The sequence below is a fragment of the Rheinheimera sp. F8 genome (assembly GCF_001518915.1).
In genome coordinates this window covers 2604595-2620656 of sequence record NZ_CP013656.1, presented here as the reverse complement: position 1 = coordinate 2620656, position 16062 = coordinate 2604595, and the positions used below count along the sequence as shown (strand labels likewise).

At 52.3% G+C, this 16062-nt stretch carries 16 protein-coding genes; all 16 read right to left on the bottom strand.

The annotated features are described in order from the left end of the window. Positions 1-13: 13 nt before the first annotated feature. Positions 14-1996, bottom strand: a complete 1983-nt coding sequence (locus ATY27_RS11720) for a sulfatase-like hydrolase/transferase (protein ID WP_208930826.1) — start codon at positions 1994-1996, stop codon at positions 14-16. An 82-nt stretch (positions 1997-2078) separates the two neighbouring features. After that, positions 2079-3521 carry a hypothetical protein gene (locus ATY27_RS11715; protein ID WP_208930825.1) on the bottom strand — a complete coding sequence of 481 codons (1443 nt, stop codon included), beginning with the start codon at positions 3519-3521 and terminating at the stop codon, positions 2079-2081. A 4-nt stretch (positions 3522-3525) separates the two neighbouring features. Further along, positions 3526-4125 (bottom strand): DUF2238 domain-containing protein, encoded by a 600-nt coding sequence (locus tag ATY27_RS11710; protein WP_208930824.1) that lies wholly within the window; start codon positions 4123-4125, stop codon positions 3526-3528. A gap of 212 nt (positions 4126-4337) precedes the next feature. Next, on the bottom strand, positions 4338-5246 hold the full coding sequence (locus ATY27_RS11705) for a pseudouridine synthase (RefSeq protein ID WP_208930823.1): 909 nt from the start codon (positions 5244-5246) through the stop codon (positions 4338-4340). Between the two features lie 46 nt (positions 5247-5292). After that, positions 5293-6558, bottom strand: coding sequence for an MgtC/SapB family protein (locus ATY27_RS11700; protein ID WP_208930822.1), 1266 nt, complete (start codon positions 6556-6558; stop codon positions 5293-5295). A gap of 141 nt (positions 6559-6699) precedes the next feature. Next, entirely contained in the window at positions 6700-8799 is a 2100-nt protein-coding gene (locus tag ATY27_RS11695; RefSeq protein ID WP_244151283.1) for a S9 family peptidase, read from the bottom strand. Between the two features lie 118 nt (positions 8800-8917). Further along, positions 8918-9220 (bottom strand): hypothetical protein, encoded by a 303-nt coding sequence (locus ATY27_RS11690; protein WP_208930821.1) that lies wholly within the window; start codon positions 9218-9220, stop codon positions 8918-8920. A 256-nt stretch (positions 9221-9476) separates the two neighbouring features. Beyond that, on the bottom strand, positions 9477-9686 hold the full coding sequence (locus ATY27_RS11685; RefSeq protein WP_208930820.1) for a cold-shock protein: 210 nt from the start codon (positions 9684-9686) through the stop codon (positions 9477-9479). A 463-nt stretch (positions 9687-10149) separates the two neighbouring features. Beyond that, positions 10150-12036 carry a DUF885 domain-containing protein gene (locus tag ATY27_RS11680; RefSeq protein ID WP_208930819.1) on the bottom strand — a complete coding sequence of 629 codons (1887 nt, stop codon included), beginning with the start codon at positions 12034-12036 and terminating at the stop codon, positions 10150-10152. Between the two features lie 138 nt (positions 12037-12174). Further along, entirely contained in the window at positions 12175-12672 is a 498-nt protein-coding gene (locus ATY27_RS11675; RefSeq protein WP_208930818.1) for a GNAT family N-acetyltransferase, read from the bottom strand. 164 nt (positions 12673-12836) lie between these two features. Next, a complete protein-coding gene (locus ATY27_RS11670) occupies positions 12837-13337 on the bottom strand; it encodes an LURP-one-related family protein (protein WP_208930817.1) in 501 nt (166 codons plus the stop codon). Positions 13338-13362: 25 nt separating this feature from the next. Beyond that, positions 13363-13764, bottom strand: a complete 402-nt coding sequence (locus tag ATY27_RS11665) for a DUF1761 domain-containing protein (RefSeq protein WP_208930816.1) — start codon at positions 13762-13764, stop codon at positions 13363-13365. Between the two features lie 71 nt (positions 13765-13835). Continuing rightward, positions 13836-14414 (bottom strand): HD domain-containing protein, encoded by a 579-nt coding sequence (locus ATY27_RS11660; protein ID WP_208930815.1) that lies wholly within the window; start codon positions 14412-14414, stop codon positions 13836-13838. An 83-nt stretch (positions 14415-14497) separates the two neighbouring features. Further along, positions 14498-14926 (bottom strand): hypothetical protein, encoded by a 429-nt coding sequence (locus ATY27_RS11655; RefSeq protein WP_208930814.1) that lies wholly within the window; start codon positions 14924-14926, stop codon positions 14498-14500. Between the two features lie 89 nt (positions 14927-15015). Beyond that, positions 15016-15507 carry a GNAT family N-acetyltransferase gene (locus ATY27_RS11650; RefSeq protein ID WP_208930813.1) on the bottom strand — a complete coding sequence of 164 codons (492 nt, stop codon included), beginning with the start codon at positions 15505-15507 and terminating at the stop codon, positions 15016-15018. A 74-nt stretch (positions 15508-15581) separates the two neighbouring features. Further along, positions 15582-15947, bottom strand: a complete 366-nt coding sequence (locus tag ATY27_RS11645) for a GFA family protein (RefSeq protein ID WP_208930812.1) — start codon at positions 15945-15947, stop codon at positions 15582-15584. Positions 15948-16062: the final 115 nt, after the last annotated feature.

The following is a 16062-nucleotide window of genomic DNA, read 5'->3' as shown; positions in this document are numbered from 1 at the left end:
CACGTACACCGCGTCAGGGTCTGGCACTTTGTTGCTGATACAGCTCAGACTGTTGATAACGCAACCAGCCCCACTGGTTAATCAGCTGTTGGGCGCGCTGCTGATCTGCGGCAGATAGCTGATCAAAATCCTGCCATGGCGCTTGATCATTGCGACGGAAATGTTGCTGACGAAAGTCATACAGCATCCGCCCATCGGCATCCACTCTGGCGATTTGTTGCGGCGAACGCACCAGCCCGACCACCTGCAATACCGCGTCCTCGGTCGCTGGTGGCGTTACGTCTTGCGCCGTAGCCAGGATGAGTGGCGCCAGATCGGCATGACCCAGTACCTTCGGATAACTGACCTGGCGATTGCTGACCAGCACCACGCGGGTTTGGGTATCATTCAGCTGATGGCCGTGCCCGAGAAAACCGTCGTCGAACAAGGACTCGCCATGGTCCGAGGTATAAAACTGCGTGCTCTGTCCGGCAATCCCCTGCTGTTGCATCAACTGCTGCAGCTGCCCAATCAACCAGTCCGCATTGGCCACGGAGTTGTAATAACTCAGTTGCAACAGCGCCTTATTTGCCGGTTGCATTTGTTGGCGATTGATCGCCCGCTTGGTCAGTAGCGGTAACATTTCCTGATGATGATACGGATAATGCGCAGCCTGCACATTCAGATAAAAAAACTGTGGCTGTTGCCAGTTGACCTCAGCAAACCGCTGCTGCAGCTGGCGCAATAAGCGTTGTTCACTCAGACGCAGTGCACCGGCATTCAATGACGGGTCCAGCCGGTCTGACAGCGCCGAATCAGCATCAAAATAATACTGACCTTTGCGTTTTAACCGCGCGCTGGTCAGCACGTCGCCAAAGCGTTCCGCCTGCGCCGACAACACATTGATCTGATATCCGCGCGCCTGCAGCGCGTCTAATAAATTCTGTTGTGGCGGATGATAACTGAGGCTGCGGTTAAACAACGCTTTGAGCGAACTGGTGGTAAAGCCGGTATGGCTGTAGGCATGCTCACTGTAACTGCCTTGTCTCGCCAACGCTGCCAGGTGTGGCATCACCGCCTGCCCATCCACATTCGCAAACAACGCATCGGCCCGCACACTCTCCAGCACCACTAAAAAAATATGTTGGCCGGCCCGCAGCGGCAATTGCATCAATGCGTCAGCTGAGTGGGCCGGCGGCAACGGCAGATCACCGCCAATACCGTCTTCATCAATGCCATTGCCCGGCACATCCATCGCGCCCGGATACAGGCCGGCATTTAACGGATGGGGATCGGCTTTGCTACCAAGAGCACCATAACCATCAAAATCCACATCGGTCAGCCGGTTCAGCAACTGTGCCAGCACCTGCTGCGATAACTTCTTTTCCAGACCAAAACGATAAGGCTGTGCGGTCGCCACCCATTGCAGCTGTAACGGAAACAGCAGCAACAGCAACAATGCGGTATAACCCCACCATTGCTTTGCATCACTAACCGGTGTTCTGTAGCGGCGAAATGCCAGGTGTATGCAATACAACAAAGCGATGCCCAGCAGCAGAGCAAAAATCACCGGTAACAGATGTTGGCTCAGCTCTGTCAGCACCATGCTGATCGCAGCAAGCACACTGCCACCGCCAAGATTTGCCAACACCTGCCAGTCCAGGTTGTCACCAAAATACTGATATAACTCAGTACCGACCCAGCTGTAACTGCTGTAACTGAGCAGCACAAACAGCGCGAACCACAAATGACTGCGGCTGCTGGTCTGAAACCGGCACAGCAGGTTGTACAGCATAAATGCACAGGTTAACGCAGTGAGATCGGCCAGCCAGCCGGCAAAGACATAAAGCACACGTTCTGAAGTCAGCGTAAAGCTATGGGGCTGTAAAAAGCCCCCGCCACTGAATAGCTGATATTTATGCTGCAGAAGTGCCAGTTCCAGCACAGAACACAACAGGCTTAAGCCCAGTAACAACCAGACAGAACGACGATCAGGACGTGGCAACAACCAGGACAACAGAAAAACCTTGTGAAAAGACCAGCAATCAGAAGAACTGCCAGTATGCCCGCTGCATCAGCGCACTGCAACGCCCGACCGTTCAGTGCGCATAATGATAAATAATCTCCAGCAATTCGATCGGTGCCTGCTCCTCGTCAGAGGCAAACTCAATGACAATATCAAAATCGTCGCGATACAATTGAAAGCGGTCACCATAATCCTGCATGTCCGGAAATGCCAGCCGGAGTCCGGCTTTGCTGACCGGAATTTGCAGCGCTTTTAACAGTTGCGGAATTTGGTCGGGTTCTCGCGGATTGCGTACAATCGGCGTTGTCACTTTGAGCCGGCTGATGTTGTCTTTATTGATTAACACATGCAGTTGTGTGGTCGGCATCCACCAGATTAGATTGCGGCGCTGCGCCAACTGATGCACGCGTAAATTCGGTAGCAGTTGGCTGGCCAGCGGTTGCTGACGAAGATTACGGACATTCACCGATTCAACAAATGTCAGCACATCAGTCAGCACCGCTTGTTGTAACGGGCTTTTCACTACCGGGTCGGGCTGGGCACTCAGGCGGAAACCAGTCAGCAGTGCGGTATTTTTATCAACAGATTCAGGATTAAACTGTTCAAACTTCACACTCAGCTGCTGGGTCCCGAGCTGACGCCGCCATAATAACGCGGATTTTTTTTGCCAGGAACCGAGCTGCAAACCTGCCCGGACCATATCTTGTTTATAAGGTACTTTGCCATCAATCAACCAGAGTTTCTCGTCAAACTCCGGATGAAATTCCAGTAAATTCCGGCCGACGCCGCTGAGGATTTCGCTGTCGGTAAACACAACTTTGACCAGTGGATCCAATAATACCCAGAGCCGGCGGCCATAACCAAGCAACCTGGAACCATCCTGCAACATCAAATCGGCGGAAGGAGTGCCCCACAATGCCTGCACTTGTCCGGCCGTCATTTTCGGTTTTACTCCCATCGCGCCTTCAGTCAGGGACACATGCATATGGGGCGGTACGACGACTTTGTATTCCGACTCCGCGCGAGCAAACGCTACGACAGTATTGACGGACGTTTTTATTTCCAGCGTGCCCATATTCTGCCGGATCCCACCAGTTTCAGAGCTGGTATCTGATAACGCATCATTGCCATCACAGAAGCGAAACATCTCCAGCTGCACGTGCACTTCAGAATTGCTGCCCGGCGCTTTAAATTCCGACTGTTTCAGCTGTTGTAATAACACGGCATCAAAACGGCGCGCGCTGGCATTCTCACGGATTTGTTGTAAATAACGGGCGACTTCAGGCACATCGCGTAACTGCGAAAACCGCAGCAGATTGCTGTTGCGAACCCGTAAGGTCGTCTTCAGCGGGATCACCTCTTCTTGCTTGCACTCCGGCAGAAATTCGACAATTGGCGCCAGGCTTTCAGCCTGCAGCGGCAAGCTGCTCAGTAGCAACAATGTCAGCAGTGTCCAGCAGCAGTGCATCCGGGCTCCCATTCGCGAAGTAACTTCAATAAAACATTGTTTTAACATATCTCTAAACATGACACGATGCAAGCTGCCGATCATGCCAGCGACTGAGCAGTAACAACGCCAGCACTGCGCCGAGTAATGCAAAGGCCATATCAGCTTGCGTATCCCAGGCATAACCCTGGGTGCCAAGAAATTCATCGGCGCCCTGCCCTAACATCACTGCAGCGGCCCATTCAATGAGTTCATAACCGGCACTGATCGCCAGCACGATACAGAGCAACAAAAACTGCAACATCTTTTTGCCTTGTACATAACAGCCACGCAGCAGGATCTCCCGGGCGGCAAGAACCGGTACAAAACCTTGCATCAAATGGCCAATTTTGTCGTATGGGTTACGGTCCAGCGCAAACCAGTCCATTAGCCAGAAGCCAAGCGGCACCCGGGCATAAGTGTAAGCACCGCCGAGGATTAATACAGCGGCATGCCACAGGATCAGGCTATACAACAAAGGGGTCAGCGGATAAGACTGCCGGCTGCGCCACAGCAACGGCCACACCAGCAACACCGGGAAAATTTCCAACAGCCAGGTCGTCCGATCAAAGGGTGCCCAACCGGACCACAACAGCAGGATCGCCAACAAGGCCGAACCAGCGGAAAATTGCATTGCAGAAATCATTAATCACCAATATCAGCTATTACTGAATCAATGTAAGCAGTTACAAGACTGCGGTAAAGCCTTCTTAGAGGTAAATTTTGTTAAATAATGGATAAATATTGAGTTTTTTTCTGATACGAAGCGTGTAATAGCGGCATCCACCACAGGATGCCGCCGCCGCTTGCCGGCGTTGGTTCTAATGCGCCGCGAGATGTAGCCTGTTAACCGGCAGTTCGTTGCCAGGTACTCAACTGCCTGGGCGAACAAAACACATGCGGCAGACCAGAGACCGGATCAATAAACTGCAACTGCTGCGCCAGCAGCTGCAGAGGGCCGGCCAGTACAACCGTTTTGCTCAGTAACTGCGGATAATAAGGGTCAAATAAAATTGGACAACCAATGGCCTGCATATGCAGACGCAACTGGTGCGTTTTTCCGGTATGCGGAGTCAGCTGAAATAACCCAAGTTGCTCGCGACGGTCAAGCAGTTGCAGCGTCGAATGCGCATTCGGTTCACCGGGAATAATGTGCATCAGAAAACGTGGCTGACTTTTTTCGATACGGTTATGCAATTCAAATTGCTGTGGCAACACAGTATCACGCAGACTGTCTGGCAACTGCGCCACGGCTTGGTAACTCTTTGTGATTTGCCCGCTGGCAAACAACTGGTAATACGCCGGCCGGCTTTGTGGATCCAGCGAAAACAACACCAGTCCTGCCGTGTCCCGATCTAAACGGTGTACCGGGGCAATGTCGTCCAGACCGGTATCGCGGCGCAGCCGTTCCAGCAGACATTCATTAACAAACTCTCCGCCAGGTATCACTGGCAAGCCATGTGGCTTACAAGCCAGCAGGATATGTTCATCCTGATACAGGATCTGATGTGCAGCCGCGACAACAGGTTCGGCCGTCACTTCACGGTAGTAGCATAAGCGCCGGCTCGGCAGAAATGGCGTCTCCATCGTGACCTGCTCACCACTGTGCCAATGCATTTTGCCATCGCAAAAACGTGCCGCCCAGATCTCCGGTGCGATACGCGGAAATTGGCTACAGACGAATTGAAACAGGTTGTCCCAGCCCTGATTGATGGGTGGTAAGGTAATTTCGGAAGGCCGGGCTGCTCTGGACATGATGACTCCTTTTTTCAGCGGCGCGCATCATAGCAAATCACAGAGCTTAAAGCGCTGCCAGCAGCAGAGCGGCAGTCAGCACAACCAACCCACAGGCACTTAGCAGCCGCTGGCGCAAGCCGGTGCTGCCGAGAGTACAAACTAATACGGTTTTCACCAGCGTATTGCTGAGTACTGCTATCACCAACGCCGTTGCAGCCAGTTGTTCCCGGCCTGCCTGCTGGGCATATTGCGCCATCGATAACGTGATCGCATCCACATCGGTCGTCCCGGCGATAGCGGCGACCAGATATAAGCCTTCCGCCGGCGCATAGTGTTCGGTCAGTTTCACGACCAGCAACACCGCGGCAAACATCAGAGCAAACTGACTGGCGGCCCACAAACTAAAAGGGTTACTGACACTGGTTGCAGAATTCGCCTGCAGCTGAGGCGCACGGCGATAAAAGTAGGCGGCCAGCGTTAACGTCACCAGCGCCATCGCGCTAACCGAAGGCCATAACGGGGATAACAGCGGCAGATAAACGATTCCAACCATCAGGAGCACGCGCAATGACATCACGGACCAGGCAAGTAAGATACCGCACGCCAGCGCATCGTCCTGATTGTCACCGTCCTGCGGTTGTTTGCTGAGTCTGGCAAAGCTCAGACTAACCGCCGTCGACGACACCAGACCGCCGGCCAGTCCGGCCACCGCAGTGCCCCGCGCCGGACCTAATAACCGGGTGGCAATATAGCCGATCAGCGACAACAACGAGATTAAGATAACCAGTAGCCAAATCTTATAAGGATTAAACGCCTGCCAGGGATCGAGGGCATGATCGGGGAGCAACGGTAACACGATAAAAGTCGCGATCAGCAGCTTCAGCCCGGCGTACAAATCGTCATTGCCGATTTTATCGACCAGGCCGTGCAGAGGTTGTTTAAAAGCCAGGATGGCCGAGGTGATAATCGCCAGCGCGACGGCGATCCCGGCATGGCCGTGCATCACGGCGCCACCGAGCAGAAACACCAGCATCGCGCTGAGTTCGGTGGTCAGACCCGGCGCTTGCGGCTCTTCCCGTTGCTTGCGGTTATAGGCTGCCAGTACCAGCAAGGAGACCACCGCGAGCACTGCCAGCTCAGGCCAGGGTTGCTGCAGTTGCAAACCGAGCCAGGCGCCGACAGCGCCAAGCAGCGCCAATAACATAAAAGTCCGCACGCCGCCAAAACTGCTCAGGTTACTGACTTTATGTTTTTCCCGCTCAATGCCGACCAATGCACCAATCGCCAGCGCATAGGCGAAGTTCTGTAACAAGATCAGTTCGGTTTGCATCAAAACCTGCAGTGGTTCAAAGTGTTCTAGGTTGATTTCAGCACTATTCTTGCGCTAAAGCCATGAGCTGGCGCAATTTTTTGCCACAAAGCAGAAAGGCGCCAAAGCGCCTTTCTGTTGGGTTCAAACCGCCGTTCGGCCTTATTGCTTTTTATGCAACTCAAACCAGGCCAGCGTATGTTCAATTTTGGCGATCATCCGGCTCGGGCGGCCAGCGATACCATGTGGCGCACCCGGCACCCGCACCAGCGCTGTTGGCACATGTTGCAGTTTCAGCGCCTGATACAATTGTTCTGACTCACTGATCGGCGTACGACGATCCGCTTCGCCGGTCATAATCAGCGTCGGAGTTTTGATTTTACCGGCATTGGCAATCGGTGACCGCTGCCAGTAGTGTTGCAGATTGTCCCATGGCACGCCTGGGAACTGATGATAGGTCTGATACAAATAACTATCCCCGGTCAGCACTTTACTGACCCAGTTAATAATAGGTTTGATCACCGCCGCCGCACGATAGCGGTCGGTCAGACCAATGGCATAGGCGGTGGCGATGCCACCGGCGGAACCGCCGGCGATATAGACGTTGTCGGCATCAACAAAACCTTTGGCAATCATCGCATTCACGCCGGAATCATGGTCGGCATAATCTTCCGGCGAGCTGTATTTGTTGTGCAATAACAATGCAAAACGTTCGCCATAACCAGTACTGCCGCGGTGATTATCGTAAAACACCACATAACCTTCGCGGGCAAAACGCTGCATCTCAGCACTAAAATGCGGACCATAGGCCAGATGCGGGCCGCCATGGATCTCCAGCATCATCGGGTATTTTTTCTTCGGGTCGAAATCCGGTGGAGTGATATACCAGCCCTGCATCGGCTCGCCATCAAAGGATGATTTGTAATTGATTTCATGCACCTGACCGAGTTTTTTATGTCCCAGCAGATCTTCATTGAGCTGAGTCAGCTGGCGCACTTTGCCGTCCTGCCACAACGCAACATCGGCCGGACGCGACGCGTCCCCTTTGGTAAACACCAGCTTTTCGGCACTTTGCTGATACTCACCACTTAAATACGGCTGTGGTAAGCCGGTACCAGACAGCTGATCAGTCAGGACGTTAAGCTCACCACCTAAATCCAGCAGCGCTACTTTGCGCAGGCCTTTTTCATCATATTGCACCGTCAGCTCGTCAGTGCTCCACCAGTCCGGCGCAGTCAGATCTAAATCCAGTGCCGCACCAATGTCGCGACTTTTGCCGGACGCGACGTCCAGCACTTTCAGTTTACCGTTAGCGAACGGCAGTTTGGCATTACTGCCCCACAGATAAGCCAGCTTTTTGCCGTCCGGTGAAAATACCGGACTGGTTTCCTGCCCTGGTACTGAGGTCAGCTGTTTCAGACCGCCGGTTTGCAGATCAAGTTGGTACAAATCGCTGTCGCGCGGCTGATATTCCCAGTCGGTGGCCAGATTGGCGGAAAACACCAGTGCGGTTCCATCCGGACTGAAGGTCAGATCATCACCATAACTGCGATCGCCGCTGGTCAGCTGGCGCGCGGTGCCACCGTCGCTACTGAGTAAAAACAGTTGCCGGTATTCTGATTTCAGGAAACCCTGACCGTCAGCCTGATACTGCGCCCGGTCAATCACAATCACCGGATCTGACCAGTTAGCATCTTTGGGCTTTTTCGGCATTTTGACCAACGTCGTCAGCTTAGACGGTGTGGCCGGCAGATTCATCGTAAAGGCCAGTTGTTTGCCATCCGGTGACCAGGTCAGGTTGGAAGGACTCTTATCTAACCGGCTTAACTGGGTGTTCTGGCCTGATTTGAGCCAATGCAGGTGAATTTGCGCTTTGCCGCTTTGATCGGAAATAAACGCCAGCCGGCTACCATCCGGCGCCCAACGTGGCTGACTGTAATTAAATTTGTCAGCATACAGCGGCGTATGCTGCCCGCTTGCCACGTCAATTTGCCACAACGAAGTGCGGGCGCGGTCTGTCATAATGTCATTGCTGTTGCGCACATAAACAATAGTACGGCCATCCGGCGATAACTGCGGATCACTGGCCCATTCCAGACCAAAAATATCTTCGGATTCAAAATAAGATGGCTGTACCAGTGGCGCGGCCTCTGTTGGTACCGCTGTTGCTGCCAACAGGTTAAAACTGCCACAAACACCGGCTGCGACGCTCAGACCTGCAGCCTTGAAAAAACCGGACGAACGAGATTTAGCTGAAAACACGATGACACTCCCTGAGTTGATAAAATCAACACTAAAAGAGCAAGACCGGTGTGACAAGCGAATTATGGCAAAGCAGGTCCAGCTGCGTTTTTTCGCGGTTAAATGGTTAAAGCCAAAGCTAGATCTTATCCTGCAGCGGGCGACAACGACCGACGTAACGGACAAATATCATCAATGGCAACAGCAACATACCCAGGATCACGGCACACAGCACACAAAACAAACTAAAACTAAACCAGCCCTGCTCCGGCGTCACACCAAGACCAAATACCAGTAACAACGTACACAACTGATGTAGTGGTACCGACAAAGCCAGCGGATAACAATGCCGCGCCGGTAAGAGCCGGCTCAGCCAGTACCAATAAACAGTGCCCGCCGCCAACAAAACACAGCCCAGCAAAAACCCATAGACTAAATCCACTGTAACTCCTGACGCACTACATACCGGATATACCATAGCGCCTGCGCTGATTCAGACGCAATGGGCTGATGGTGTTGTTCTTGATTGTGGCGGCGAAAGCGCGGGGAAAACAGAGGTGAAAACTGCAGCTGCCATGGTTTAGGTTTGTACAAAACACAAAGCATAAAAAAAGGCAGCTGCGGTGCAGTTGCCTTTTTTTCGGTTGTTACCGGATCCGCAGATTCGCTCTGTTGGCTCCGGTCACTGTAATTTCAAATTACAGAACAACGATTTTCTCAGCTTGTGGGCCTTTTTGACCTTGTGTCACAGTGAACTGTACACGTTGGCCTTCTTGCAGAGTTTTGAAACCCGTGCTGGCGATTTCGCTGAAGTGAGCGAAAACGTCTGGACCTGAAGCCTGTTCGATGAAGCCAAAACCTTTAGTTTCGTTGAACCATTTTACGGTGCCGGTAGTTGTATTAGACATGGTAATTACCTGTATTAATTAAATTTAGTGTGCCTGGTGTCAGGCGATGGTGCTGAAAGAGATGTTTAAACTTATGGATACAGGAGGTACTAAAACAACAGTAACATTCGTTGTGGTGCATAAATATTGAACAGACTAACAAAGCAAGGCCATTGTATAGCGTTTGGCGATCCTGTCAAACTTATTTCGCTAAGTTATTAAAATAAATTTTTTTATAACGTACATTTTGAAGAGTTGCCCACCCAATCCAGCGCTTTAGTGCAAAAAAACAGACCTCTCAGTAACGGCATTACGCATTCAACATTGGCCAGACAGCCAGATATATAAAGCGGCCAGTGCCATAAATAACAAAGGGCCACTTAGGATGGCCCTCTGGATATCGCGTTATTCAGCTTGCTAGTCACGTAGCCGACCGCAAAACATCCTGTTGTTGCTGCCGGCGGTTCAACCTGATGTCGCCGGCTCAGCCTTTGGCTTTGACGCTGTCAACCCAGTTCTGCACCCGTTGTTCCAGCACTTTCAGTGGCAGCGCGCCGCCGCCAAGCACTGTGTCATGGAAACCACGGATGTCGAACTTATCGCCTAAGTCAGCTTTGGCTTTGGCGCGCAGTTCGAGAATTTTCAGCATGCCGATTTTGTAAGACGTCGCCTGACCCGGCCATACCAGATAACGGCGCACTTCAGATTTCACCGCACCTTCGGCCACCGGTGAGTTCGCCAGGAAGTATTCCACTGCCTGCTGCTCAGTCCAGCCTTTGGCGTGCATGCCGGTATCGACAACCAAACGTACCGCACGCCACATCTCCGTGATCAGACGGCCAAAATCGTTGTACGGGTTCTTATACTGGCCCATTTCTTTCGCCAGAGTTTCGGTATAAAGCGCCCAGCCTTCCTGATACGCAGTGAAACCAGCCTGAGTGCGGAATTTCGGCACGCCAGTCAATTCCTGTGCAATCGAGATTTGCATATGGTGGCCTGGGCTGCCTTCATGGTACGCAATAGCTTCCATTTCATTTTTTGGCATCGCTTTCATGTCAGACAAATGCGCGTAATAAATGCCCGGCCGTTTGCCATCGGCAGTGCCTGGGAAATAATGCTGCGCCGCGCCTGGTTGTTCACGGAACGGCTCTACCCGTTTGATGATCAAAGGCGCTTTTGGCAGGATTCCGAAGTACTGCGGCAATTTAGCTTCAATTTCGCGGATAAAGGCTTCCGAATCTTTTAAATAAGCCTGACGACCTTCATCAGTGTCTTCATAAAAGAACTGCTTGTCGGTTTTGATAAATTTAAAGAAATCCTGCAAAGAGCCTTTAAAACCGACCTGATCTTTGATGGTATTCATCTCTTTGGTCAGGCGTGCTACTTCGTCCAGGCCAATCTGGTGGATTTGGTCAGCGGTTAAATCTGTGGTGGTCGACTGTTTCAGCCGCAGATTGTAATAGGCAACGCCATTTGGCTGGGTCGATACACCGGTCGGATTGACGACTGTTTTTTCCAGTTCGCTGGTCAGGAAAGTCGCCAGATTCTGATACGCCGGCAGGAATTGGCTGGTCAGGGCGTTTTTCGCATCGTCGGTCAGCTTTTGTGCAGTGGCGTCATCGAGCTTGTCGGCTTTTTTCAGCGCTTCAATTTTGCCTTTGGCGTCACTCCACAACGGTGATTCTTTATCTGATTCGGTAAATGGCGCACCGGTGACCAGATTATTGACCTGTTCAATCACGCCTTCATAAGCAAAACGCGGTGGCCGTACGCCCGCATCGGCATATTTTTTCGCCCGTTGCTGCAACTCAGCGATGGCTTTGGCAATGCCGCCAATCCGGGTGATATAAGCTTCCATGTCTTTGACTTCTTCCACTTTATGGAAGTTGATCATCACTTGTGGCAATAATGCATGGATGCCTTGCATCTGGTTAAATACATATTGATTGACGCGGTACGGCGCCGCATCGCGGACTTCTTCGTATTGATAAATCCATAAATCGTATGAAGTTTTCGCTTCAGTATCGAGCTTGTTGTAATCGAAGTTCGCTTTCAGTTCTTCCACGGTGCCGGCATACCAGGCCAACATTTTGTCTTCGCCGGCTTCGGTCACATCGTCAATCTGATCGTTTTTGTCTTTACGGCCCTGGAATGTCATCTGCAGCGGGCTCATCTGCAATTGTTCTTCGTATTTTTGTTCAAACCATTGGTTAATTCGTTCAGATTCGGATTGTTGCACCGCCGCTGTTTCAGCTGGCTTTGCCGCTTCGGTCTGTACCGGTGCGGTTGGTGTACTGTCTTTAGTGTCCGGAGCCGGGTTGCAGCCGGTCAGCACTGCGGCGATAGAAAGCGCTAAAAGAGTATGTCGCACTGGAGTGTTCCTCTGTAGTTGTCCGGAGTACCCGGTTGTCGTTCTAGCTTTATGGCTGCAGCGTTGGTGCCTGCGCGCCGAATGTTAAATTACGCTGATTCAGTCACAGCGTCGAAACTAATTTTGTAAACAAGGCTTTCAGAGCGCAGGCAGCTCCAGCGTCATAAACACACTGTTGGGATCTTCAGCATAATCGGCAAATGGCGCACATTCGGTAAAACCGAACCGCTGGTACAAGGTGCGCGCTGGCTGAAAAAACGCCATAGAGCCGGTCTCCAGACTCACCCGCTGCAAGCCACTTTGCTGTGCGGCAGCAAGCAGATGGCTCAGTAATATTCGGGCGCAGCCGTGGCCACGAAACGCATCGGCCACCCGGGTGGATTTGATTTCACCGTGTTTTTCGCCATAGCAGGCACTCAGCTGTTTCAATGCGATACAACCAGCAAGCGTTGCAGGCTGCGTCGTTTCGGGCTGATGCCACAACGTCCAGAAGCGAATATCGGGTTGGCGCAATGCGGTCAAATCCAGGGCATGGACACTTTCCGGTGGTGAAGTGGCTTGCATATCAGCCAGATGCGCGGTCAGTAAGGCGGCGATTTCCGGGCCTTGTAAATCGTCCAGACGAATGTGGTACATGCTGTCCTCAAAACAATTTGCCTGCCATCGCATCACGTGGGGCAGTCCAGTTTTATTGTTGTAAGGTTATATCAGGCGAAGCTGCTTTATTCGGTTTTTGCTGCGACTAACTACAGATCTGCTGCGATGAAACACCGCAGCAGCCAGTTTGGTGAAATCCGGATTTAGTCGTCGCTAAGGACCGAATTAGTGCCCGCATGCTGGATCCGGTCAATCACAATGACGGTGCCCAACAGCTGGATGGCGGCGTCGGGTCGGTAGATCTCTACGCCATAACTGTCGGACCAGCTAAACCAGGCCTTGGACACCCGCGCCAGTAATTGCTCGCCTTGCGTGATGCGGTACTCGCGTTGCCACAGATTACCATCAACCTCTAACCTGCCTTGTGGTGTTTGCACCGAAAACGCCGCGCGCCAGAATGGCCAGAATTTCTTGCGTACCAGCCATTCATCACCCGAAGGAGCAACGAGACGGCAGGCCGGCAGGATAGTCAGATATTTACGTTTGATTTTCAGTACTTCACGTTCAGCCAGGTCATACATGGTCTGGCTGCTGGAAATACTGAAGAATTTGCCTTTGACGGTGTAGGCGAGCCTGCCATCCTCATCATCAATATCAAAGCTGTCGGTGAGGCTGAGAATTTTTTGTTCAATACGATATTTCATTACAGATCCTTCTGAATAAACACAATCAGCGCGGCCAGAGCCCCACAATCAGACCATAAGCGGCAAACTGCAGTAAATGGTAACCGCCATCAATCAACAACATAGGCCAGGGCCTGTTGGCAAACTGATAATTAATGCCAAAACTCGACAACACAAAAAAGAACCCCACCATCAGGCCGTTATGCAGCGACAAGTGCAGAGATTCAGGCTGGCCAAACAGAAAAACAAAACCGCTGGCCGCCAGGAAAGAAAATAACAGACTGACCCCGAAAACCCGCGCCGGATGGCCCTGCGGTTTCTCCATGTCGATGCCGGCATAAGTACACCAGCGCGGACCAAACAGTAACTTTGAATACCAGATGCCGCCGATCAGAAAAGCCGATACTGCCATCACAGCGAGCATGACCATATCAAAAGCTATACCCATGATTAGTCTCCGGAAATTTTATTATTTATCTGTCCAGCTTAGGATGTTCACCGGCAACACGCAACTGTCGGTTAACCACCAAACCAACCGGCCTGTTCGGCTTGTGCCAGTTTGCCACTGAGATAGTGCCACAATGCCGGGCAGCCCTGGCTGATCGGCGCTTCGATGCGGGCGATCACCCGTGCATAGCTGATGCCGTTTTCGCGCCAGCTCTGGCCATTATTAGCCAGATTCAACAGCACTGGCATAGCCCTGTCACAAGCATGGGCAAATTGCGCTTCGATAGTCGCGCCAGTTTCAAACTCCTGCCATAACGCCAACAGTTCTGCCGCCTGGCCGGCCGGTAACAGGCCAAAGATCCGCTGCACTGCGGTCAGTTCTTCCGCTTTTAATGCCGACCAGTCGGCATTGGCATAAACAATGGTATCGCCGGTATCGATTTCACCGATGTCATGCACTAACAGCAATTTGATCACCTGGTGGATATTGGTTTCTGCTGGCGCATAAGGCGCTAAAGACCAGGCCAACAATGCGATTTGCCAGCTGTGCTCGGCTGAATTTTCATAGCGATCGCTATGCAGGGTTTTGGTTTTGCGGGTAACGGTTTTGAGCTTATCGAGCTCAAGGATAAAATCGATGACAGACTGCATAAAGGCTCCGGTTGCAGCAAAAACCGGAGCATAACAAAATCAACGATCTGTGTCCGCCCACCCGGCCGCAGCCTGCTGGCAGATCAGCCGGTTTTCAACCAGCCCCGTTGTCCGGCGAGGCGTGCCAGGTAACACAAGCCAAGTGCAATCAATAATACTGAACCTTGCAGAATGATCACCGTCTGGTCAACCAAAGCGCGGGCAGCCGGTTGGAGTGCAAAACTGAGATCCTGCAGCACCACCCCAAGCAATGACACCACCAGCAGCGGCGTTGCCAACGGCAGGCGCAATAACAACAATATAGTGCCGAGTGTGCCGCCAATCACAGCTGTCGCAGTGGCCAGAACCGACCACAACGGCCGGCTGTGATAAACCTCCTGCATGGCCGCCGGCATCGCAGCGATCTGTTCCGGTGTCATGGTCACATCAGTCCAGAACACAAACAGCCCCATCAAATTCCACAATAACGCCAGTACTACCACCGGATAAAACCACTTTGCGATTGCTGTCATCGCGCTGTCTCCTTTTTTTGCAACAGGATCAATAGTGTGGTCTGCAGTTCTCTCAGTGACAACCCTGGCGGGACCAGCGGTGAAAATCGTCAGGGCTGGGCGTCCCCTTGATAACGCGCCCGTAATATCAGCCGCATCGGTACATCCGTGATCCCCATCCGTTCACGTGGGCCTTGTTCGGCAACAAAACCCAAATGTTGATACATGGATTGGGCATATAACGACGCGTTGACAGTAAATTCATCCGGCGCATCACCTTCTGCGCATTGCGCCAGCGCATATAACCAGAGTTGCCGTGCCAGTCCTTGCCCTTGCGCCCGCTCAGCGACAAACAAATGGTAAAGATGATTACGGCCTTTGATAGCAATGACACCGGCCAGGCCTTCGGCATCTTCGGCCAGCCAATACCGGTAATCGCCGTGCAGATAACCGAGGATCGCCTGCGGTTGCATCGACCCCAGCAATAAAGCAGTTCCTTCAGCCGAGCAGTCCGGCGCGATAAATTTTTCAACCAGCGGTAATAACAAAGCGCTGATGGCTTGATGGTCCGAAGCGTCAGCGACACGAATTTGATATGGCAATGGGACTTCCCTGAATTTGATTAAGCTTATTTCCACAACATATCATCAATACCACAAAGTCTGGCCGGCAACTATCAGCAAGGACACCAACTGCTGCGGCTTTCAGTACAGATGTGCGGGATATCCGTGATTTCAAACGGGCTGTCCAGTGTTGCTACGGTTAGCGCCACATAACCATCAGGGTCTGTGCTGTCGTGCCATTCCAGTGTCGAGCCACAATACCCGCAGAAACCACGTGTCACTGAGGCCGAAGACTGATAGCGCCTGACGGCATCAGCGCCCTGCGTGTAGTGCAATTCCGCCGCCGGCAGGCTCAGGTAAGTGGCAAAAGCAGCACCATGCTGTTTCTGACACATCCGGCAATGACAGTGCGAGACGCGCCGCGGCTCGCCATGCAGCTGATACACCACTTTGCCGCACAAACAACTGCCCTGATACATGTTATCTCCTGCTATCGTCACCGCGCTTCAGACCAGTCATGTCTGGAAACACTGCTTTTCTGTAAACAGAAGTTTCCCTGCTGGCCTCGCGGGCGCTTTTTCGGCATGCTGATGC